Source organism: Emergencia timonensis, from assembly GCF_900086585.1.
Taxonomy (GTDB): domain Bacteria; phylum Bacillota; class Clostridia; order Peptostreptococcales; family Anaerovoracaceae; genus Senimuribacter; species Senimuribacter timonensis.
On record NZ_FLKM01000008.1, the window covers coordinates 1,804,609 to 1,827,437 of the forward strand.

Sequence of the window (22,829 nt, forward strand, 5' to 3'; positions counted from 1 at the left end):
ACGGCAGGTCCGTTATCTGGAAAGGAGAGGGCTGTGAAAAAGAAGATAGGCAGTGATTACTTTAAGGAATTCATAAACATTGGAGATTTAAAACCAAATGGAAAAGGCCTTTTTACCTTTGTACGGTATGACACAGACCTGCAGGGGGATCAGTATAAGGCAAACTTGTTTCTTTTCGACATGGAAAAGAATCGTGTGTCGGATCAGCTGACTTTCGAAAACAAAGTGGGCCTTCATCAGTGGCTGGATGATGAGCATTTAATGATAACTGCGCTGAGGGAGCAGGCGGATAAAGATCTGTCAGAGAAGGGAATTCCTCTGACTGTGTTTTACCGTTTTCATATACACACCAAGCAATATGAAGAACTTTTTCGAGTCCATAAAAACGTCTGTCAATTTGCCCGCATTGACGACAATAAATATCTTCTGCTGGCAGACGACAGTCTGTTAGAAGACGAATATCTGAGCGAAGCGGGCGGCAACTGGGACAAATATGCTGCAATTGTCAAACGAGAGTCTAAATACTTTGTCGCCGACGAAGTTCCTTTCTGGACCGACGGCTGCGGGTACGCAAACAAAAAAAGAGGGCGGCTTTTCCTCTTTGATGGCGGATCCCTCAAACAATTATCCGCAGACGATTTCAGTGTCTGCGATGTGAAAGCTTGTAAAGAGCATTACGGCTTATTTTATGGGGTGGACTCTGGCGGCGTGCAGAAAACAGAAGGAAAACTGTACAAAATCGACTACGACACCATGGACGTAGTTCCTCTGGATGAAACAAACCATTATATCTACACTTACATCCAGCCCCTGGATCGAGATCGTATTCTAGTCTGCAGGAATGACAGACGGTTTCACGGCGAATACCAGAACGAGTATATCGATGTCATTGACCTGAAGTCGGGCACATTTACGAGAAACAATGGAAGCGCCGATGTTCACCTTTACGATAATGTCGTCAATGATATCACCTATCTGACCGGATGGCTCAACAAAATCACGGTGACAGACGACGGACTTTTGTTCATCGCCACCAGGGGAGGCGCATCAAAGCTGTACTACTCGGCCTTTGGCAGCGACAAAATCAAAGCGGTCACAGGGCAAGGCAAAATTCTGGACTATTTTGTACAAGACAATACTATTTACATGACGGCTATGCGAGGGTTATCCGGTCCAGAAATCTATTGCAAGAAGCTGAATGAAGAAAAAGAAATACGATTGAGCAATTTTAATAACCACCTGGAGGAGTCGTATGCATATGCACAAGTGGAAAGCTGCAATTTTATTAATTCTGACGAAATTGAAATAGAAGGCTGGATCATGGCGCCAACAGATTTTGATGAGAATCAGAAATATCCAGTGATTCTGTTTATTCACGGCGGACCTGGCTCTGCTTATGGTCCTGTTCTAAACCATGACATGCAGGTTATGTGTGCAAAGGGGTACGGTGTGATCTACTGCAACCCGAGAGGCTCTGAAGGCAGAGGCGGCGCGTTTGCTGACATCAGAACAAAGTGGGGAACTGTGGACTATGACGACTTGATGGAGTTTGTCGATGGGGCCTTAAAGCGGTATTCATGGATTGATGAGGAAAGGCTGGGTATTACAGGCGGGTCTTATGGCGGCATTATGACCAACTGGATCATCGGCCATACACAGAAGTTTCAAGCGGCTGTTTCAGATCGCAGTGTATCCAACCTTTTAGGAGACTGCTGCATGTCCGACATCGGGTTCGCCTGTAACAAAGATACCTACGGCGTGACGCCATGGCAAAACTCGGAATATCTGTGGGAACAATCGGCCTTAAAATATGCGCCCTCCATCAAAACGCCGGTGCTGTTTCTTCACGGCATTGAGGACTACCGCTGTACCTGCGATCATTCGCTGCAGCTTCACAGTGCAATCACTTATTTTGGCGGTGTATCCAGAGTCTTTGCCTTCAAGGGGGAAAGTCATGAACTTTGCAGAAGCGGCAGTCCTCAGAATAGGCAGCGGCGAATCGATGAAATGGTGAAGTGGTTTGAGCAGTATTTGTAGCAGTGAACAGAAGAGAAATGGAGGCCTAATATGTTTATGAGCTTTTTAGAAAATCTATACTATCAAACAGAGATCGGTCAAGCCTTTGACATCGTATGTATAAAGAAGATGCTGACAGACGGTTATGTGGATATGAGTGCGTTTATCTATGCCAGAATTAAGAAAGAAGATATGCTGGAAAAACTTACAGCAGATCAATCTCGCTTTGCAGTTCTCTATAAAGATGCCTACCCTAAAAAAGATAACATTATAGAATCGTGGAATCAGAACATAGAAACACTAGACCGCTACCAATCTGAACACTCTGAAGATTTAACATATCTTGAAGCCAATGCGATTGTAAACTGGGTGTATCGATCCTACCGGAATGCAGAAGAAAGAATGGAGTTTACAGAGTGGTTATTCAGCTACATCAAAGACTTGCATGAAATTCGTAATCAAATTCGTATTTCGCGTGGCGTGGCGTTTAATAAATCGAAGGTGGAAATTAATTTTATATCCTCAATTTCAGATGTCAACCAATTAATTTCCTTCTGCAGTTCAGCTGGCCAACAATTGTTTTTTCGCGGACATGCCAATGCAAATTTTCAACTGCTGCCATCTGTAATGCGTTCTGAACGCACAAAAAAGCACGAAAGCATCATGTATCATGAATTACTGATTAACTGTCCAGATGATTTTGAGAAATGCCATACACATCTGGAGAAGTTGGTCCAGATGCAGCATTATGGTTTGCCGACTCGACTTTTGGATATCACAAGAAATCCGTTGGTGGCGCTTTTCTTTGCCTGTGAAAGTCAGTTTGAATCTTACGGCGAATTGGTATTGATCTCTGTTGAGAAACAACTAATCAAATATCCACAAAGCGATACCATATCTATTTTAGCAAGCTTGCCGTTATTCTCCTTTGAGAAACAAAGGTCCTTTAAAGAGTTAGCCAATGATTTTACAATCGACGATAAAGAATTCAATTATCGCATATCAAGACTGACTCATGAAGTTCGACTTGAAAAACCAGCTTTTCGAGCTGAGATAAAAAGGGAGGATTTGTTAAATCATTTTATCGTCTATGCGCTGAAGAATAATAATCGGATTGTAAAGCAGGACGGCGCTTTTATTTTGTGCGGCTTATCTGCAGACGGAAATTTAATGGGGAAGTTCAGATATAAAAATAAGAAAAAGACGGTAATCGTTATAATTGACAATAAAAAGAAAATTCTAAAGGAACTTTCCAACTTTTCGATTAACGCGGCAGCCCTGTTTCCAGAAATCGAGTGTGTGGCGGAATATATTAAAGGGGAATATAGTTAATAGTTTTTTAAACAGCAGTGCGAGAACTTATTTTCATATGTCTGCTGTGTTGAATCGTTAGTGATTTTCAGATATAATATTATGAAAATGCAAAGAGAGAAAATCATGAAAAGTTTTCATTTATATGCTTTAATTACGATTTTGTGTTGGTCGGTGGGCAACACATTTACAAAAATCGCAGTCGCCTATTTCAGTCCATGTCCGCTTGCAGCTTTGCGATATGCAGTTGCCTTTGCTGCTTTTATCGTTATCGCTTTCAGCGTAAAGATGAAGCTGCCACAGAAACGAGACATCCCTTGGTTTATCATCGCCGGAGCGACGGGTTTCTTTGGCTTTACGCTGGCTTTCAACAAAGGCTGTGAGACCGTGACGGCTTCTACTGCAAGCGTTATCCTGGCTGCTGTGCCGGTTATGACGGCGCTTTTGGCCAACTACATTTATACAGAGAAGCTGAAACCTGCGCAGTGGGCGGCTATTGCGGCAGAGTTCTGCGGCGTAGCGATCATGACTTTGATGAACGGACTGGAAGCGGTCAAACCCGGCATGCTCTGGGTATTGATTGCAGCCATATCCCTCAGTACCTATAATCTGATCGTCAGACATCTTACAAGACGGTATACTTCCCTGCAGACTTCGGCCTTCAGCATCTTTGCGGGCGCCATTCTGCTGATGGTATTTCTGCCCCAGGCCATTGGAGAACTATCGAATGCGCCGTTAAGGCCGCTGCTATACATCGCTTTCATGGGTATCTTTGCAAGCGCTCTCGCTTATGCGACATGGGCAAAGGCTTTTTCTAAAGCGCCAAAGACCTCTCAAGTCAGCAATTATATGTTTTTAACCCCCTTTATAACGGGGATACTAGAGTTTTTCCTGACAGGTGCGGTGCCTGATCTGGCTACGATCATCGGCGGCATCGTCATCTTTGCAGGACTGTTTTTATTTACTTTTGGAGGAAGAGAAAGGGAACAAGAAGATGAAATTAGTAATTCAGCGAGTGAGTGAGGCGTCGGTTGCAATAGACGGTGAAACGAAAGGACAGATCGGCAGGGGATTTATGGTCTTAATTGGCGTGGGCCAGGAAGATACAAAGGAAACTGCGGATAAATATATCAAAAAAATGATTGCCTTGCGTATCTTTGAGGATGAAAACGGCAAGACCAATTTATCATTAAAGGACGTGGACGGACAGCTGCTGTTGATTTCCCAGTTTACCCTCTATGCTAACTGCAAGAAAGGCAACAGGCCCAGCTTTATCGAGGCAGGGGCGCCGGATCAGGCAGAGGCGCTTTATGAGTATATTGTAGAAGAATGCAAGAAGGCGGTTCCGATAGTGGAGACTGGTGAGTTTGGCGCAGATATGAAGGTATCGCTGACCAACGATGGTCCCTTTACCGTCATATTAGATGAGTCTATACTATAACATGACGATACCTTTAAAACATCACTGACAGTCATGTTTCAACGAACGCATCCTTGCAGCGAAGCTGAAAGATTGATGCATTTATTATAGTATATGTTTATTATCAAAACGCAACTAGTCCGAGTTCGGACTAGTTGCGTTTTACGTTATGTAGTATACACTGCAAAAAACCTGTTTGGACTACAGCAAAAAAAGATTTTGGCACTTTAGACATGTTCGATCCGGTGTTATGATTTTAACAAACATTACTAATTGGTGGTGACTGACCCGCATGGTATACTGATGATATGAATATTACAATAAACAGAAACAGCGAAACCCCAATCTATTTGCAGATTGCGGGAACTATCAAGAATATGATAGAAAAAAACGAACTGGTCAAAGGCTATAAGCTGCCAGGAGAGAGGCAGCTCGCCAGTGAACTGGGCGTTCACAGGAATACCGTCGTAAAAGCCTATGGCGAACTAGTGTCAGAGGGACTTTTAACTGCATCCAGACAGGCGCCAAAAGGTTATTTTGTCCAGAGCGCAGTGAACTCCTGGAACTTTAACAACCGATTCTTCCCTCTGGAAAAGATGATCCGCTACCATTACAATGAGAGAGAAAAGCGCTTTCAGGAGATATTTAACGACTCCGTGGACAAGGGCTACATTTCCTTTGGCGGCATTGTCATGGACAAGAAGGTCAATCCGGCAGGTGACATGGGCTCCATCGTAAAGCATATGCTGCAGTTTGATGAGGATGGGGAAATCATGTCCTTTTATCACGACGACAGCGAGCGGCTGAAAAAGAATATCTGTCATATTCTCGCCGCGGAAAACATGTACGTCAATGCGAAGAACGTACAGATTGTAGCGGAAACCAATCAGGCCTTGTACTATCTGATGACGCTCTACCTTTCCGAAGGCGACAGTGTCATCGTAGAGGAACCCATCGTGCCTGACAACGCCTCCATCTTTCGAAACGGCGGATTGAATATGGTTACCGTGCCCATGGAGGCGGATGGTATGGACATGGACAAACTGGAAATGCAGATAAAAAAGCATAAGCCGAAGTTCATCTATACCATGCCCAACTTTCACAATCCCACGGGAGCGGTCATGTCCCTTTCGAAACGGGAGCGGCTGCTGGAGATTGCCCAGCGTTACGGAGTGCCCATCATTGAAGAAGATTCGCAGAGAGACTTCCGCTATACCCAGGAACGACTTCCCAGCTTGTATTCTCTCGACCAGTACAAGTCCGTAGTCTATGTGGATTCTTTCACTTTGACCTTCCCCTATGGCGTCAAAGTCGGTTACGTGGTCGGACCCTATGACCTTGTGGATATGCTGGGACGGCTGATCACGATGACGGAGACTTTTGTCAGCAATATGGGCGCCTACATGATCAGCGAATATATCGAGCGGGGATTCTTTGCAGAACATACGAAGCGGCTGGCGGCTTATTACAGCCAGAAACTGGATTTGCTCTGCAGCCAGTTGGATCAGATTGAGCAAAAAGGAATTACCTATCAAAAGCCCCAGGGAGGGATTCTTCTCTGGTGTACTTTAGATGAGAATATAAATGAAAGAAAGCTTTTTCTCGCGGCAAAGGAGAAAGGAGTTTTGATGATGCCTGGGTTTCTGTTCTATCCTTACGGGTATCAGGGACGGGGTCATATCAGACTTTGTTTTTCCAATGTCAGCGATCAAGAAATCGTCGACGGCGTCAGACTCCTCGGAGAAGCCATCGACCAAGTAAAAACAAAGGAGAATTGCGATGAGTAAATACGTAGAGTACCGCAGAGAATTTCACAAGTACCCGGAACAGGGTTTTAGAGAAATCAGAACCAGCGCCAGGATTGCGGAAATTCTGACAGGGATGGGCTACCAGTGCCTTATGGGACCCGATGTCGTCAAAATAGAGACCATCGGCACGGAAACCGCAACGGAAGAAGAAATGAAAGCGGCCATGGAGAGAGCCGTCAGCCAGGGCGCAAAACCGGAATTCGTGGAGCGAACAAAGGGCTATCCGGGTGTCATTGCCGAATTTGATACGGGTAAAGACGGCCCGGTGACGGCCTTCCGCTTTGATATCGACTGCCTGCCTTATGATGAGCCGAGGAAAGAGGGTTACAGACCTTTTGAAGAAGGTTATATCTCCTGTAACGCCGGATCTGTCCATGCCTGCGGCCACGATTCCCACACGGCCATGGGTCTTGGAATTGCAGACCAGCTGATGGCAAGAAAAGCACAGTTCGAGGGAAAGATCAGGCTGATTTTCCAGCCGGCAGAAGAGACGTTTAACGGCGCCCAGTCCATCATCGACAAAGGCCATCTGGACGACGTAGAGTATTTTATCGCCATGCACGTGGCTCTCAGTGCGGAGAACAGGCCTCTGCCGTCCAATACCATCGCCTGCGGCTGTAAGGACTTCCTCAGCGACAGGCAGCTGGACGTTACCTTCCACGGAAGAGCCGCCCACCCTTGCGGTGCAGCCCAGGAAGGAAAGAATGCTTTGCTTGCGGCCTGCACAGCGGCACTGAATCTCCACGCCATCGCACCCCATGAAGAAGGGCTCTGCAGAGTCAACGTCGGTGAACTCTATGCGGGCGTTGCGCCCAATACCATCGCTCCCAACGCATTGATGAAAGTGGAATACAGGGGGCAGACGCCGGCCGTAGCCGCTTATGCAGGGAAAAGAGTCTTCGACATTTTAGATGGAGCGGCAAAAGCCTACGATATGACCTATACTTACCTGGATTACGGAGAAGTGCCTGCCGGAAAAAGTGACGATGCCATGATGGCGGTCATCGAAAGAGCCGCTAAGAAAGTACCTTGGTTTGAAAAAATCTATTTTGAGGGCAACGTGGGCGGCACCGACGACGCCGCGGCCATGCTCACAAAAGTGCAGCAGAACGGCGGGATGGGCACCTACATCGGCATTGGAAGCGATACTACCCAGCCGGTACATAACGCCGAATTTGATATTGACGAGGATTGCATCGATGCTGCAATCGACTTATGCATGTTTGCTTTAGAAGAACTGCACGGCATAGGATAAACGTTATTGCTGAACAGGAAAAGGAGGTATGTATGGAAAAGAAAAAACGCAAATTATCTGTGCCCCATACTTATGTCATCATCGGAATTATATTAGTCATTGTCACTCTGATGACCTATGTCATCCCCGCCGGTCAGTATGACCGCGTGATGGATGAGGCATCAGGTCAGGAAATCATCGTTACAGGGTCTTATCATCACGTGGAGCAGACTCCTGTGGGTCCGTTCAAGATGGTTACGGCTTTGGCAGAAGGAATGGTCGATGCTTCTGATATCATTTTCTTCTGTTTCTTCGCTTACGGCCTTGTCTACATGATGATCAAAACAGGCGCTTTTTACGGAGGAGTCAGTGCCCTGAAAAGAGTCATGAGGGGAAAAGAGATTTTAATTCTCCCTGTATTTATGATCGTCTTTGGAATCTGCGGCTCCACCTTTGGCATGTATGAAGAGGTATACGGACTTCTGCCAGCCTTTATCGGCATCGCTATCGCCATGGGCTATGACGGCCTGGTGGGCGGAGCGACAGTCGTATTGGGCGTCGTCACTGGGTTTGCGGCAGCGACACTCAATCCGTTTACCATCGGTATTGCACAAGGCATCGCCGGACTACCCATCGGATCAGGGGTCTGGTACCGCATTATCTGCCTGGTGCTGTTCGAAGCGCTGGCAATCTGGTACGTCATGCGTTACGCCCACAGGGTCAAAAAAGATCCGAGCCGGTCTATCGTCAGAGATGTTCACTTCAACGTGGACGAGGGGATGACCAGTGAGAAGATGGAGAAGCTGCCGTTTACGGGCAGACATAAACTGATTATGCTGGTCTTTGCCTGCACCATCGGCCTTTTGGTCTATGGGACGACCCAGTTCGGATGGTATCTGTCGGAGCTTTCCGCCCTGTTCATCATCGCCATGTTCGTCGTCGGACTTTTAGGCGGATTTGGACCCAGTGAAATCTGCAGGAAATTTGTGGAGGCGGCCAGTGAAATCCTCTTTGGCGCGGTGGTCATCGGTGTGGCCCGCTCCCTGGTGGTCGTGATGAACGAAGGCAACATCATCGACTCTCTGGTATACTATATGTCCAGTGCGCTGACGGACGTACCTAACGGCATCGCGGCTGTAGGCATGGTCATCGTGCAGAACATTCTCAACTTCTTCATTCCATCAGGTTCAGGACAGGCGGCAGTATCCATGCCGATTATGGCAAACCTGGCGGACTCCATCGGCATGCACAGACAGATTGCCGTACTGGCATTCCAATTTGGAGACGGATTCTCCAATATGTTCTGGCCGACGGTCATCGCCACAGAATGCGGCATCATGGGCATTCCTCTCCAAAAGTGGTACAAATTTGCCTGGCCGTTATTCATCATGATGTTCGCATTGCAGGTCGTACTGATCGTCGTGGCTACCATGATCGGATACCAATAAAGCTTTGATTGAATTTTAAAAACACATGTGATATACTAAATGCCAGGGAATGAAGTTCTCCCCTGGTATTTGCCAAAACCACTGTCAAAGTTGATGACTTCTGCATAGTTGCAGAAGTCTTTTTTGGTTATATGGAGGTATCATATATGTTACTAAATTGTTTTGCCGTAGGTGCCGGCGGCTTTATCGGCTCTGTATTTCGGTATCTGTTCAGTCTGATTCCTTTTTTGCACAGGGAAACGCTGCCTCTGCAGACGTTGCTCGTCAATGTGGTCGGCGCGATCATCATCGGCATCGTCGTCAAATCGTCGGAATCTTATGGAGCCTTCAGTGAACAGACCATGTTGTTTCTGAAAGTAGGCGTCTGCGGCGGTTTTACGACCTTTTCCTCCTTTGCACTGGAGTCCTTGAACCTGATGCAGGAGGGAAAGAGCATGATGAGTTTCGTGTACATAGCGGCCAGTGTCGTGTTATGCCTCCTGGGCGTCTATATCGGAAAATGGATTGCCGGCTGTTTTGGCGCATGAAAAGGGGCGGATATCGTGAAAAATTGTTGCTGGCCATCGACGGCTCTGCGCGCAGCATGAAAGCAGCGGAACAGGTCAATGCGATTTTAAAGCACGGCTGGAACCGGGGAACCAGCAAAAAGCCCACTATGACATCAATGCATATGAAACCATTAAATTATAAATACACAGAGGAGTGATGATTAAGATGACAGAAGAAGAAAAAATCTTCGCGGGACAGATTTTTGATCCGCGAAAAAAAGAATTAAAAGACATCAAACACAGAGCGCACGAAGCTTGCCGAAGATATAACGCTTTGGACGAGTATGACCCTGGCCGCTCGCCCATCATCAAAGAACTGATCGGATCTATCGGAGAAACTTACTATTTTCAGGGACCGATCCAGTTCAACTACGGCAGCCACACCTTTATCGGTGAAAACTTCTTTGCCAACTTCAATCTGACGGTCATGGACGACGCCCGCATCTATATTGGTGACAACGTCTGCTTTGGACCGAACGTGTCACTGATGGCGACCAACCATCCGCTGATTGCGGCGGAGCGCATGGGTGTCAATGAAGATGGATCTACGACTATGGCGGAATTTGCAGAGGAAATCCACATCGGCAATAACGTCTGGATCGCCTGTAATGCCGTAGTCATCGGCGGCGTTCACATCGGTGACAATGTGGTCATTGGTGCCGGCAGCGTGGTGACAAAGGACATTCCGGCCGGCTATCTGGCCTACGGAAATCCATGCCGTGCCGTCAGACCCATTACAGAAGCGGATTCCGTATACAGAGAAGGACTGTCGCTTTAACGAAGAAACGGCGTAAAGTATTGCTCACTGAATGCTTTACGCCGTTTAAAAACAGATTTAGAGAGTAAATTTACCGCAGCTCCTGTTTTACACCCTGCGCACCGGCCTGATGTACTTCCAAAATTGCTCTGGGTTAAAATAAAAGTAGATCATTCTGCCGGGAGAAGTATCAAAACAGTAGCTGGTGCCTGTAAAATCAAAGGCAGCCATTGCCTTTTCCATCTTTTCTTCCACGCTGCGGTTTTCCTGTTCATAATCAAAAGGTCCGTGCTCAAAGACGATGTATTCGCCTGCGGGAACATCGGCCAAAAGCATCTGTGGCGGTACTGCGCCTTTGTAGTCAGAAGGAAGACGTACGCCCCAGCACTCTGTACGAGGAATGCCCCAATCGCACAGTCGTCCTTGCGGGTCGTTCATGTAGGCCATAACCTGGCCGCTGCTGCAGTTGACTTCACTGCCGCCGTCATCATCCAGCTTCCCTTTGATGCTGTCCAGCAGGCCGCAGATCGTTTCATAGTCCTGGCCTGGAATCAGATTCTGTTTCTGCCAGAAATCCCAGTATCCATTGCTTTCATAGTTTTTAATATGCAAAAACTTGTGCGCGGGGATCGTTACAAAATAAATTTTAATGTCTTCTGTTGATTTCAACATGCCAATTTCTCCTAATCCTAAAAAATAGCGGTCGAATGGGTTGATCTTTGTACGCAGGACGAGGGGCTTAGGCCTTTTTCGGTATTCGCTCGGCGTAATACCGTAGGTCCCTTTGAAAGCCCTGGTAAACGCTTCATGTGATGAAAATCCATAATCTAAAGCGATGTCCAAGATATTTCTTTCGTTATCCCGCATCTCTTTGAGGGCGAAGGCTAACTTCCGCTGCCGCAGGTAATCACGAAATTGCATACCCGATATCTCTTTAAATTTTCTGGTCATATAAAATTCCGAATACCCCAGCTTTTGAGAAAGTATGCGTAAAGTCAGCGCTTCGTCATCATGGTTTGTAATACACTTGTCGATTTCATCAACGACGATTTGAATTTGCTTCTGCCATTGGTACATCAATCTGTTCACCTCATTTCACCCGTCTTGAACATATTATAAAGAAAGAGAGCGGCGGCTGCTTGATTTTACTTGTCAAACTTGATACAAAAAAAACAGCCTGCTACGTCTGCAGGCTGCCTTCTTCTGATACTTGTGATTCTTTCTTGGTCAGCAGGAAAATAGTCACAAAGATACACATAAAACCTACTATATCCATAATTTGCAGAGGCACTCTCAGCCAGACGACCATGAAGACAGTGGCAGCCACCGGCTCGATGCTGGCCAGCATGCTTGCCTTTACTGCACCACAGCGGTTGACGCCTACCAAATACATTGTAAAAGGCAGAATGGTGCCGAAGAGCACGATAGCGATAAAGGCGATGATACATCTGATATCGTAGACCATGGGCGCATTCCAGATGCCGCAGCCGATGCAGAGGATGATGCCGCCCATCAGCATGCCGTAGCCCGTCACAGTGATACTTCCGTATTTGTCGATAATTTTTCCCGGCAGCATGGTGTAGAGCATCAAGGCTACCGCCGACCAAAGTCCCCAGGACAGACCCAGAGGCGTGATCACCATGGTGTCGATACGGCCGTGGGTCGCGATGAAAAAGACGCCGATCAAGGCCATGATGATGGCACAGACTTCTTTTCTCTTTGGCAGTTTTCGGGCGAGAAAACAACTGACGATCATAATCAGCACTGGTCCCAGATACTGCAGGATGGTGGCAGTGCCTGAGTTAGAATAAGAAATTGCCTTCATGTAAGTGAGCTGACAGAACAAAAAGCCCGTGACAGAGAAAATAATCAGCCGCAGAGCAGATGTTCTATCTGTCCAAATAGAAATCATATTTTTCCTGTCAGTAAATAGACCGATTATGACCAGAATCAATCCGGCAGCCAGAAGTCTTACCGCTGTCAGATAAGTTGGATCAGCATCAAAATTGTCAAAAATATATTGCGCGCAGGTTCCGGAAAAACCCCAGAAAACGGCGGCAACGAGCGTAATTATAACACCAATATTTCTTTTCATTTTCCACCTCGTAAAAATTCTACAGATCCCAGTATATCATAAATTGTTGTGAATGCATACGACAAAATCCGACCAGATCAGAGATTTGGAGATTTTCAGCATAAATTCTGTCTAGCAGCTCGATTACATCTCGCTGGACAGAATATCATAGAATTGAAATTTGCTTTATCGATAGGAATTTGATACAATTGCTGTATGAATTTTAACTGAAGGAATAATTATGGAGAAAAAACGAACGACCGAAAACCAGATTGATATTTTTTATTATCCAAACAGGCATACCCACAGTTTTTGTCTGTCTTTATATATCAAAGCGGGAGCTCTTTACGAAAGTGATGAAGACAATGGGATCACACATTTTTTGGAGCACATTCTCTTTCGTAACATAAACCACCTGATGGAAGGGAACCTCTACAAGGAAATCGACAGGCTGGGTCTGTACTTTAACGGCGCCACGTATAAAGAGTTCATGCAGCTCTTTATCATCGGCGCTCCGGAGCACTTTACCGAAGCGGTACAGTTTCTAGTCAAGGTCTTCGAGCCCATATCTCTGCCGGCAGTGGAGATCAAGACAGAACAGCAGCGGGTGAAGGCTGAAATCCGGGAGTCAGAAGATTTTAAGAGTCTGGACTACTTTGCCGGTACCCACGCCTGGAAGGGTACGTCCCTGCGCAATACCATTTTGGGCACCAAAGGCAATGTCAATACCTTTCATAAAAAGAAAATCTGTCACTACCAGAAAGAGCTGTTTACTGCCGGCAATTTCTTCTTTTACGTCACGGGCAGCGTCTTAGAGGAGGATCTGGATCAATTGGCAGCCTGCCTGCAGGAAATTCCTGTTGCGTCTCCTGTGTTGAAAAAGGAAAATTTAGCGCCGATACCAGAGGACTTCGGCCAACGTCATGTTTTGATCAACGTAAAGAACAGCCGCTATTCGATGGTGCAGTTTTCCTATGATTTTGTGACATCAAAATATACGGCCGCAGAACTGGCTCTGCTCTATGACGTACTGTCTTCCGGCGAGAATTCTCTCATGCACCAGGAGCTGTCAGAAAAAAGAGGGCTGATCTACAGTTTTTCTGCCACCCTAGAGAAATACAATAACATCGGACGGATTTACCTCACCTATGAGGTGAGCAGCCGCCATATCTATGACTCAATATCCATCGTGAAAGAAGGTCTGGCTTCACTGGCAGACACCATGGAAGCGCGTCTGGCTTACGTTTTGCCGGAGTACGTGGATAACGCCTATATGATTTACGACGACAACGAGAGCTTTAACTGGCAGAGAGCTTATGAAAACCATATCATGAATGGTGATTCCGTCGCGATTGAGGACACAAAAACGTCTTACCAGGCCGTCACCGGAGAGAGATTGTCAGAAATTGCAGCGGAGATTTTCATTCCGCAGAACCTGGTGCTCTCTATCAAAGGCGACAAAAAGCGGATTGATATTGAGAAAATACGCAAAATAATATTGTTATGAAAGAGTTACAGTTACCAGCAATAAAAAAGCCAAATAAGGTCATCAGCTATTGGAAGGCAGAATGGAGGATCGTTCTGCTCATTGTGATTACAGGCATTATCTACAACGGCTCGATGGAACTGGGACCGATTCTCCAAGGCAAGGTCATCGATCTGATTGTGGCGGAGCAAGAGCAGACAATCATCGTCAGGTGGATTTTGATTTTTATTCTCACCATCGCAACTATCCAGTTCTGCCGCTGTCTGAAGCGGTATTATGTCAGATTGTTCGCGAATCGAACCAGCGCCTCTATGCGAAATATCGTCTATAGAAACATTCTTAGCGAGGACATCACGCAGCTAAAGGACCAACGCACCGGCGACTTGATGACAAAAGCCATTTCTGATGTGGGGGAATGTGTGGAAGGCATGAGAAAGTTCACCACGGAAGTCTTCGACACGGGGATCTTGATGAGCGCGTATTTTATCACCTTGCTCTATTACGATGTCAAACTGACCCTGACCGCCTCTGTTTGCATCCCGGCGGCGATGCTCATTGCAGAGAGGATGAAGACGACGATCTATCGTTATACAAAGCGTTACCGGAAACAGCTCTCGGAGGTCAGTCAGCAGACTTTAGAAAATGTGGAAAACGAGCTGTTATATAGAATGCATGGCGTGCAGGAGATAAAAAACGAGGCTTACGACGAGATGCTTTCTGACTTGCAGAAGAAAGCGATTCGCGCTAACGTATTAGAAAATTCTATGCAGCCCCTTTATAAGACGATCGGATTGATTGGCATTGTACTGGTCGTCTATTTCGGCGGGCAGATGGTGATCCAAGGGGATTGGACCATAGGGCGATTTTCTGCCTATCTGACGATTTTTACTGCGTTTTCTGTCAAAGTCAGCAAAGCGGCTAAGCTTTTTAACTCTGTACAGAAAGCGCAAGTTTCCTGGCAGAGAATCCTGCCTTATCTCAACCCGGTGGAAAAAGGAAAGGCGGCGAGATCCACAGACAAACAGGAAAAGGTGACCCTGCAAGTAAGAAATCTTTCCTCTGGCATCATAAAAAGAGCGGACTTCGAGGTGCAGTCGGGAGATATCGTCGGTATTACAGGTCCGGTAGCCAGTGGAAAATCTACCATCGGCAGACTGCTGCAAGGATTATTCCCCTACGAGGGCAGTATTACGATAAATGGAACGGAACTTGCCAATATAGAGTCAGCGGCCGTCAGTCGTTATATTGTCTACATGGGCCATGACAGCAGGCTTCTTTCCGATACGATCTACAACAATATCACCCTGGGAGAAGATGGAGACGTCAGACAGGTTTTAGCTGACGTCTGCTTTGAGCAAGACCTGGCCTCTATGCCAGAAGGTTTCGAGACGTTGGTCGGCGCCTCCGGTGTCAGACTCAGCGGCGGACAGCAGGCTAGATTGGCTTTGGCGCGGATGCTGTACAATCGGAGCCGCATATTGGTCTTAGACGATCCTTTTGCGGCGGTAGATGTGGCCACGGAACGGCAGATTATTGAAAACCTGAAAAATCGTTACAGTGACTGCGCCATTATCTTGATTTCACACAGGATTGCTTCTTTTGACCAGCTGACCAAGGTTCTCTTTGTATATGAGGGGACGACCACCTTTGACAGCCACGATCGTTTGCTGGCAGATTCAGAAAAATACCGGGAGATTTTCACACTCCAGAAGGAGGGCGGGAATGCTGAAATTGGATAAAAAACGTGGAAATGACGGAATCAAAGATTCCTATTCCCACATGTCGCCCTCAAGGGGCGGCTCTTCGCAAGGTACGTTCTTTGAAACATACGGAAATCCGTCCTTCGGACGATATTTCCTATGTTATAAAAAATATATAGCGGCTCTAGCCCTTGTCATCGCCGCGGTAGTGGCTGCCAGCCTGCTGCCGCCGCAGGTTTTGCGATTGATCGTAGACGATTATTTGATGGCAGGCAAGGCGGAGGGACTGCTTGTCATGGGCGGTATCTACCTAGGGACTTTCGCCCTGGTGGGATTCTTTGACTTTCTGAAAGGCTGGCTTTTGACCACGGTAGGACAGATGATTGTCAAAAATGTGCGCAGCAGAATGCAGCAAAAGCTGACCAAGCTGCCGGCCAGTTACTTTACAAAGAACAGCAGCGGTCAAATAACGTCAAAATTTATCAATGACGTGGACAATATCAGCGCCTTGTTTACAAATGGCGTGATCAGTATGGCCATCGACTGCTTTAAAATCGTCGGTATTATTATATCTATTTGGTTTTTCAGCGTAACGATGGGAATCTTCGCCCTGGGCCTGGTTCCAATCATCGGCCTGCTGACCCGGTTCTTTAAAGTGAGGATGCTTCGCTCACAGAAAGCAAATCTGAGGGAACTGGGCAAAGTCAACAATCACATCAGTGAAAGCATCAGGAATATTTTAATGATCAAAGCATTTCACAAAGAGAAATACATGGAAAGGCGGTACAGAACGTATTTAGCTGAGAATTATCAGACCATGAACCAGGTGAACTTTTACGATTCCTGTTATTCTCCGATTATTCAGATTATGACCGCATGCTCCATCGGTTTTATTCTCTATCTTGCCATGGGCGGCAGCGGAAATGTTCTGGGTATTTCTATCGGTCAGGTCACAGCCTCCGTAAACTTGATAACCAATCTTTTCTCGCCGATTGACAGTTTGGGTACGGAATTAGCAGCCATACAAAAAGGTATGTCAGGGATAGACAGCGTCAAGGCATTTCTGCAGCAGCCTGAAGAAGCAGAAAAAGAAACGTTTCCAGAACTTTTAAACAGAGATATCGAACTGGAGTTTCAACACGTCACCTTTGCTTATGAGGAAGGGCAGGATGTAATCAAAGATTTCAATCTGCGGGTTGGCAGTGGAGAAAACGTGGTGGTGACAGGCCGTACTGGTGCGGGAAAGTCCACCTTGTTTAAGCTGGCGGCAGGTATTTTGCAGCCTGTTTCAGGCCGTGTGCTGGTGGGCGGCGTGGAGCCCTTTCGCATCACGGGGACGGAGAAGCGGAAAATTTTCGGTTATGTGCAGCAGGACTTTTCGTTTATAAGAGGCAATATCTGGGATCAGATCAGCTTGGGCGATCCGTCGATCAAAAAAAAGGACATTGCAGAGGTCATAGAATTTGTCGGCTTGACTCAGGCGGTAACCAATCTGGAGCGAGGCTTTGAGACTTTGGCAGATGCGGAGCTTTTCTCCCAGGGACAGCGGCAGCTTTTAGCCATCGCCAGAGCTATGGTCTGCAACCCGAAGATTTTGCTGCTGGACGAGGTCACAGCAAATCTGGACACCGTGACAGAAGAAAAAATTGTAAGCGTGCTGAAGAAGGCGGGCGGAGACAGGACGATGCTTTCCATCGCACACAGACCGAGAGTTCTCAGCGAAGCAGAAAGGAAGATTGAACTATGACTTTTAAACAGGCGTTTTTTAAAATTTACGACAGAAAGATAAACGCTGGCGAGATTACTTTCAGCCAGACAGGAATAAAAAAGGACGACTTTACAAGGCTGTGCACCGAGGAGGGCTTTGTCTTTGATGAAGAGACCTTAGAGAAGATCAGTGTGACCATGAAACTGACAGAGGCAGAAAAGACCATGCTTTCTGACACTTTAGAGAAAGACATCGTATCAAAATAGTATTTTAATATTAGGAGGTAATCCATCGTGAAGAAATATGCAGGACTGTTGATTATTATGGCGGGCACCTGCTGGGGCGCCATCGGCATTTTCATCAGAAAATTAAATGCCATCGGCATTGAATCCATGCAGATCGTAGAAATCAGAGCGATTGTGGCGATGCTTCTGATTGGAATCGGCGTATTGATTTACGATAAACGTCTATTTAAAATCAGGCAGAAGCATATATGGTGCTTCCTGGGCACCGGCATCGTGGGAATTATCTTTTTCAATTTGTGCTATTTTATTACTATAGAAGCCTCCTCTCTTTCTGTGGCGGCGGTACTGCTTTATACAGCGCCCATCTTCGTCATGATTTTCTCCGCCGTTCTTTTTCAAGAAAAGATCACGAGAATCAAAGTGATTTCTCTGACCATGGCCTTTACAGGCTGCGTTCTGGTCAGCGGCATCTTTGACGGCAGCGCCGTGCTTACGGCCAAGGGATTTCTGATCGGTATCTGCGCAGGCTTGGGATACGCCCTCTATACGATTTTCAGCAGATATGCTCTAAACTATGGTTACAACCCGTTGACGGTGCAGTTCTATACCTTTCTGTTCGCCGTCATAGCAGGTGCCTTTTTTACGGATTTCAGGCAGGTGGAAATCGCCGTTGTGACTGAGGGGACCGGAGCTATGGCTGTGATTGCCGGTATTGGCTTGATTTGTACGGCTGTACCGAACGTACTATACACATCGGGTCTCAGATACATAGATAATGGGAAAACTTCCGTCATGGCCTCTATTGAACCGGTCATGGCTATCGTCTTTGGAATCCTGCTGTTTCACGAGGTGCCGACGCCTCTTGCGGCAGCAGGAATGCTTCTGTCCCTGAGCGCGATTATTTTAGTAAATTATGAGAAAAAGGGTGCGTGACCGAATGAAAGATTCCTACCCACACATACCGCCGAAAGGGCGGCAATAATCAATGTACTTTCTATATATGAAAAAAGCGATGCATCTTATGATTCATCGCTTTCAATGTTTTTGTCCAAAAGAAAACGCAGAAATTCATCGGTATATTTGTTGAAGGTGCGGGATGGGTTGTAGACGACATAGATACTGGTTTTGAATGTACCGCCTTCAATCCACTTTTTCCTGATGAGTTCCTGAGGAAGATCTTCGGTCACGATGGAGTCTGGCAAAATGGAGACACCCATGCCGTTCATAGCCATCAACAGTGACGTGCGGTTATCGTCACAGATAAATTTATAGTGAATGGTTTCCCTGAAGGTGCTCATATTCATGTCGATATATTTCTTCCACCTGCGCACCGTTATGAGGGGAAGTTCTGCCAGTTCAGGCAAGGTAATCGTATGATCCTCACGCTGAAAAAAATCAGGTCTGCCTACGGCGACCAGATGATCGTTGGTCAATTTGATATAGTCTAATGGTTTGTTCATATCAAAGGGTGTGCGGATAAAAGCTAAATCGATGATGTTGTTTTCTAAGAGATTGAGCAGCTCAAAGCTGTTTTTTTCTGTAATTTCAAAGTAGACCGGTTTTTCTTCATAGAAATTTTTAATCAAGTTCAGTGAATATTGGACCTACGAGGTAATCATGCCCAAACGGATGGTCTCGCTGCCTGCGTCCATCAATTCCCGCATGATCAGATCATTATATGCTACCAATGATGTCGCATGGGTGTAGAGCAGGCGGCCTTCATTGGTCAGCTCGACACCCCTCGTCGAACGATCAAAGAGCTGCACATTGAGTTCATCCTCCAATAGTTTAATCTGCTTGCTCAGCGGGGGCTGAGACATATGCAGTTCTTTCGCAGCTTTACATATGGAACCATTTTCTGCGATGGTTATAAAATTTTTCAATGTTTTAATGTCCATACTATCTCACCACACGTCTTTTTCTGTATTCATCATATTATATCATCAACTACTTTTGTCCGGTCATACTGAATGGGTATGACTGACATACGTAAACAGTATTTTCTGAATTTTTAGATTTGTGCTATGCTTTTGGTAGAGAAAGGATGGAACGTATGACCAGCTTTTTACTATCAGTAGCACCGATTATCGTGCTGTTCGTTTGTTTATTAGTAGTAAAATTATCCGCAAAACTAGCGAGTATGATTACTTTTTTCGCTGCCTTTGCAGAATTTCTTTTCTGGGTGAAACCAGGGTCCATTGGCATGGCAATCACCATTGAGAAAGGTGTAATGATGACAGTCTTTGTCGGACTGATCGCTTTTGGAGCGATGCTTTTATATAACCTGGTGGACGTATCCGGCGGTTTCAGCATCATCAATCGTTGGCTGTCAAATGTGTTTCGCGATCGTTTCGTCCTGTTTTTGATGATCAGCTGGGTGTTTTCTGCATTTCTGCAGGGCATCGCAGGTTATGGCCTGCCGGCGGTCATCGCCACGACGATTTTGATGAAGTCCGGCTTCCCCGCGGCAAAAGCGGCAGCAGCTTCTTTACTGGGCCACTCCTGGGCAATCAGCTTTGGTTCCATGGGTTCTTCGATCTTTGCCATTGATCTGGTGACCAGCACGCCGCAGAAGGAAATCCTTACGGGCATGTCTCGTTACGGATCTCTGGGCATGCTCTGCTGTGGCCTGGGGGTCTGTTTTATCTACGGCGGGGCGGCCTTCGTGTGCAGAGGGCTGAAATATGTGGTGCCGGCCTGGGCGGCGATGACCGTGTCCCTGATGGTAATGGCTGAGTATGAGATGGTTTCTGTCATCGGCTTTGTGACAGGTATGGTTGGCGTTGCTGTCATGATGGTGGTCAACCGCCTGTCAGACCGGAAAGAGAGAAGCATGGCTGACGCCGGACAGAAGAGACGATTGTTTGCGAGCGTCCTCCCTTATCTGTTGATCATCCTGCTGTCACTGACCTTTTTTGTGCTGAATCCGGGCCTCGAGATTTCCGTTTCTTTTCCAGGATACGAGACCTTGCAGGGAGCGGTGGTAGAAGCAAAACCGGACTACGTGGTCTTCAATATATTGAAATATCCGTTTACCATCATTCTGCTGACTACCATTGCCAGCGTCATCTATTACTGTCGGATTGGCCGCATGGAGAGAAAGCAAACTGGATTGATTCTTCAAAATACCATTAGGAAAATCGTGCCGACAGAAATTACGCTGCTCTTTCTTCTCTGTACCGCATCCATCATGATGGACGGCGGTATGACGACGATTCTTTCGACTGGTATCGTGGAACTGACGGGGAGCGGATACCCCTTTATGGCTTCGCTCATCGGCATGCTCGGCGCCTTTATCACGGGCAGCAATACCAATTCCAATATCCTATTCGGTTCGCTGCAGGAAACAGCCGCTCTGTCTCTGGGCATGGAGCCGGCACTGATGTGCGCTGTGCAGTCCATCGCAGCATCAGTGGGCGGGACCATCGGTCCTACGACAACGGCGCTGGTCGCAGCGGCTGCAGGGAAAAGCGGGCAGGAAATTGAAATTTATAAATATACCTTACTGCCTACCATTGTAACAGCGATGATGCTGGGGCTGACCAATATCATTTTTATCTGATGTTATATCGCGGCAAAACAAAGGCTGCTAGATATAAAAATGAGCTCATGATCCGTTATTATTTGATTATTAATTAGGGAGAGAAAAATGGAAAAGAAAAAACGATCATTGAAAGTACCTCACACTTATGTATTGCTCTTTGCCATGGTCGTCATCTGTGCCTTGATGACATGGCTGATTCCGGCGGGTTCTTATGACAGGGTCATTGATGAAGCCACTGGAAAAGAAGTGGTGGATGCAGCGTCCTTCCACTTTACAGGTGACGGCGGTATCGGATTCTTCGATGTGATGAAACAGTTTATCGCCGGCATGGAAAGCTCTTCGGATATCATCTTTTTGATCTTCATATTAGGCGGCTCCTTTATGATTCTGCAGGATACCGGGGCGCTGACAGCGGGTGTCCACAGCATGGCGAGAAAATTCGGCAAACGACAGAATCTAATTCTGCTCTTATTTATGTTCTTGTTCTCTGTGCTGGGCGGAACCATCGGCATGGCGGAGGAGGTGATCGTCTTTATTCCGCTGCTGGTCACGCTATGCAACGAGCTGAAGCTGGACCGGATGGTGGCCCTGGCAGTGGTCATGGTAGGCGCCAGAATCGGCTTTACTTCTGGGCTGATCAATCCTTTCACCGTAGGCGTTGCTCAGGGGCTTGCTGACCTGCCGCTGTATTCCGGCTTAGGTTACAGACTCATCTGGTATGGCCTCATATTGGTCGTAACAGGCTGGTATATCATACGTTATGTCAACAAGATTAAAAAAGATCCGACCTTGAGCATCATGCACGGTGTGGAATTAGAAGGCGGCGAGGAAGTCTCTGACGAGAATGCGGATACGACACTCAATGCCAGAAGGATCATCGTCATCGTCGGCTTCTTCATAACGATTGCCCTCATGGTCTTTGGCGTCTTCCAGTGGGGATGGTATATGGAAGAAATCGCAACGGTATTTCTCATCCTGGGCATCGCCTCCGGCCTGATCAGCGGCATGGGGCCGAACAAAGTGGCGCAGTCTTTTGTCAGAGGTACCAAAGACATGGTCTTCGCGGCACTGGTCGTCGGTGTAGCTAAGGCAATTCTGCTGACGCTGCAGGATGGAGGCATCATCGACTCCGTAGTATATTACGCGTCTGGTGCCTTAGACGGTCTTCCAAAGGTCGTCGCTGCCAACGGCATGTATGTCTTCCAGCTACTGATGAACTTCCTGATTCCTTCTGGATCTGGACAAGCTGCTGCAACCATGCCGATTATGGCACCCCTGGCAGACACCTTGGACATTACCAGGCAGACGGCAGTCTTGGCCTTCCACTACGGCGACGGATTCACCAATCTGATCGCACCAACCCTGGGCAGCCTGATGGCGGCAGTGGCAGTTTCGAAGGTGCCCTTTGAGAAATATCTCAAGTGGGTTATGCCTCTGTGCCTGATCTGGATTGTCTTTGGGCTTGCGTCCGTGACCATCGCTACATTGATCGGATATGGACCGTTTTAAGAAGGAAGAGGAGGCAGAGAA

General features: G+C 46.8%; 21 protein-coding genes and 1 riboswitch. Of the genes, 17 read left to right on the plus strand and 4 right to left on the minus strand.

Annotated elements, in window-relative coordinates:
* The first annotated feature begins 33 nt into the window (after positions 1-33).
* From BN6539_RS09695 to BN6539_RS09740, 10 genes are all read left to right on the plus strand, one after another.
* A complete protein-coding gene (locus BN6539_RS09695; RefSeq protein WP_067537196.1) occupies positions 34-2,037 on the plus strand; it encodes an alpha/beta hydrolase family protein in 2,004 nt (667 codons plus the stop codon).
* A 36-nt stretch (positions 2,038-2,073) separates the two neighbouring features.
* A complete protein-coding gene (locus BN6539_RS09700; RefSeq protein WP_182435593.1) occupies positions 2,074-3,348 on the plus strand; it encodes an FRG domain-containing protein in 1,275 nt (424 codons plus the stop codon).
* A gap of 105 nt (positions 3,349-3,453) precedes the next feature.
* On the plus strand, positions 3,454-4,350 hold the full coding sequence (locus tag BN6539_RS09705) for a DMT family transporter (RefSeq protein WP_197492875.1): 897 nt from the start codon (positions 3,454-3,456) through the stop codon (positions 4,348-4,350).
* Complete coding sequence (gene dtd / locus BN6539_RS09710) at positions 4,322-4,768, plus strand: D-aminoacyl-tRNA deacylase (RefSeq protein WP_067537204.1); 447 nt, start codon at positions 4,322-4,324, stop codon at positions 4,766-4,768. The genes BN6539_RS09705 and dtd overlap by 29 nt, the downstream gene beginning before the upstream one ends.
* A gap of 287 nt (positions 4,769-5,055) precedes the next feature.
* Positions 5,056-6,534, plus strand: a complete 1,479-nt coding sequence (locus BN6539_RS09715) for an aminotransferase-like domain-containing protein (RefSeq protein WP_067537208.1) — start codon at positions 5,056-5,058, stop codon at positions 6,532-6,534.
* Positions 6,527-7,810: an amidohydrolase gene (locus tag BN6539_RS09720; protein ID WP_067537211.1), complete on the plus strand. Its 1,284-nt coding sequence runs from the start codon at positions 6,527-6,529 to the stop codon at positions 7,808-7,810. The genes BN6539_RS09715 and BN6539_RS09720 overlap by 8 nt, the downstream gene beginning before the upstream one ends.
* A 32-nt stretch (positions 7,811-7,842) precedes the next feature.
* Positions 7,843-9,237 (plus strand): YfcC family protein, encoded by a 1,395-nt coding sequence (locus BN6539_RS09725; protein ID WP_067537215.1) that lies wholly within the window; start codon positions 7,843-7,845, stop codon positions 9,235-9,237.
* 36 nt (positions 9,238-9,273) lie between these two features.
* Positions 9,274-9,347, plus strand: a riboswitch (Fluoride riboswitch).
* Positions 9,348-9,383: 36 nt separating this feature from the next.
* Positions 9,384-9,764: a fluoride efflux transporter CrcB gene (gene crcB / locus BN6539_RS09730; RefSeq protein WP_067537219.1), complete on the plus strand. Its 381-nt coding sequence runs from the start codon at positions 9,384-9,386 to the stop codon at positions 9,762-9,764.
* Entirely contained in the window at positions 9,761-9,943 is a 183-nt protein-coding gene (locus BN6539_RS09735) for a hypothetical protein (protein WP_067537222.1), read from the plus strand. The genes crcB and BN6539_RS09735 overlap by 4 nt, the downstream gene beginning before the upstream one ends.
* A gap of 8 nt (positions 9,944-9,951) precedes the next feature.
* Positions 9,952-10,563 (plus strand): sugar O-acetyltransferase, encoded by a 612-nt coding sequence (locus BN6539_RS09740; RefSeq protein ID WP_067538217.1) that lies wholly within the window; start codon positions 9,952-9,954, stop codon positions 10,561-10,563.
* 87 nt (positions 10,564-10,650) lie between these two features.
* Here BN6539_RS09740 and BN6539_RS09745 read toward each other — a convergent pair whose 3' ends face one another.
* A complete protein-coding gene (locus tag BN6539_RS09745; RefSeq protein WP_330385068.1) occupies positions 10,651-11,631 on the minus strand; it encodes a helix-turn-helix transcriptional regulator in 981 nt (326 codons plus the stop codon).
* A 91-nt stretch (positions 11,632-11,722) separates the two neighbouring features.
* Entirely contained in the window at positions 11,723-12,637 is a 915-nt protein-coding gene (locus BN6539_RS09750) for a DMT family transporter (RefSeq protein ID WP_067537229.1), read from the minus strand.
* A 220-nt stretch (positions 12,638-12,857) separates the two neighbouring features.
* On the opposite strand from BN6539_RS09750, the gene BN6539_RS09755 reads away from it, so the two are divergent.
* Genes BN6539_RS09755 through BN6539_RS09775 form a run of 5 tightly spaced genes read left to right on the plus strand, consistent with a single transcriptional unit; the run spans position 12,858 to position 18,688 of the window.
* A complete protein-coding gene (locus tag BN6539_RS09755) occupies positions 12,858-14,123 on the plus strand; it encodes a M16 family metallopeptidase (RefSeq protein ID WP_067537232.1) in 1,266 nt (421 codons plus the stop codon).
* Positions 14,120-15,841 carry an ABC transporter ATP-binding protein gene (locus BN6539_RS09760; protein WP_067537235.1) on the plus strand — a complete coding sequence of 574 codons (1,722 nt, stop codon included), beginning with the start codon at positions 14,120-14,122 and terminating at the stop codon, positions 15,839-15,841. The genes BN6539_RS09755 and BN6539_RS09760 overlap by 4 nt, the downstream gene beginning before the upstream one ends.
* The gene (locus BN6539_RS09765) at positions 15,825-17,549 is read left to right on the plus strand and encodes an ABC transporter ATP-binding protein (protein ID WP_187375479.1); all 1,725 of its coding nucleotides are present in this window, start codon (positions 15,825-15,827) and stop codon (positions 17,547-17,549) included. The genes BN6539_RS09760 and BN6539_RS09765 overlap by 17 nt, the downstream gene beginning before the upstream one ends.
* Positions 17,546-17,776: a hypothetical protein gene (locus tag BN6539_RS09770; RefSeq protein WP_067537238.1), complete on the plus strand. Its 231-nt coding sequence runs from the start codon at positions 17,546-17,548 to the stop codon at positions 17,774-17,776. Before BN6539_RS09765 ends, BN6539_RS09770 begins: the two co-directional genes overlap by 4 nt.
* Positions 17,777-17,803: 27 nt before the next feature.
* Complete coding sequence (locus BN6539_RS09775) at positions 17,804-18,688, plus strand: DMT family transporter (RefSeq protein WP_067537242.1); 885 nt, start codon at positions 17,804-17,806, stop codon at positions 18,686-18,688.
* Positions 18,689-18,774: 86 nt separating this feature from the next.
* On the opposite strand, the gene BN6539_RS09780 is transcribed toward BN6539_RS09775, so the two are convergent.
* Together BN6539_RS09780 and BN6539_RS09785 are read right to left on the minus strand one after the other, a co-directional pair.
* A complete protein-coding gene (locus tag BN6539_RS09780; protein ID WP_067537245.1) occupies positions 18,775-19,341 on the minus strand; it encodes a substrate-binding domain-containing protein in 567 nt (188 codons plus the stop codon).
* Between the two features lie 18 nt (positions 19,342-19,359).
* Positions 19,360-19,638, minus strand: a complete 279-nt coding sequence (locus tag BN6539_RS09785; RefSeq protein ID WP_207645090.1) for a LysR family transcriptional regulator — start codon at positions 19,636-19,638, stop codon at positions 19,360-19,362.
* Positions 19,639-19,808: 170 nt separating this feature from the next.
* Here BN6539_RS09785 and BN6539_RS09790 point away from each other — a divergent pair, with 170 nt between their 5' ends.
* Both BN6539_RS09790 and BN6539_RS09795 read left to right on the plus strand, forming a co-directional pair.
* The gene (locus tag BN6539_RS09790; protein WP_067537254.1) at positions 19,809-21,317 is read left to right on the plus strand and encodes an L-lactate permease; all 1,509 of its coding nucleotides are present in this window, start codon (positions 19,809-19,811) and stop codon (positions 21,315-21,317) included.
* 87 nt (positions 21,318-21,404) lie between these two features.
* Positions 21,405-22,808 (plus strand): YfcC family protein, encoded by a 1,404-nt coding sequence (locus BN6539_RS09795; protein ID WP_067537257.1) that lies wholly within the window; start codon positions 21,405-21,407, stop codon positions 22,806-22,808.
* Positions 22,809-22,829: the final 21 nt, after the last annotated feature.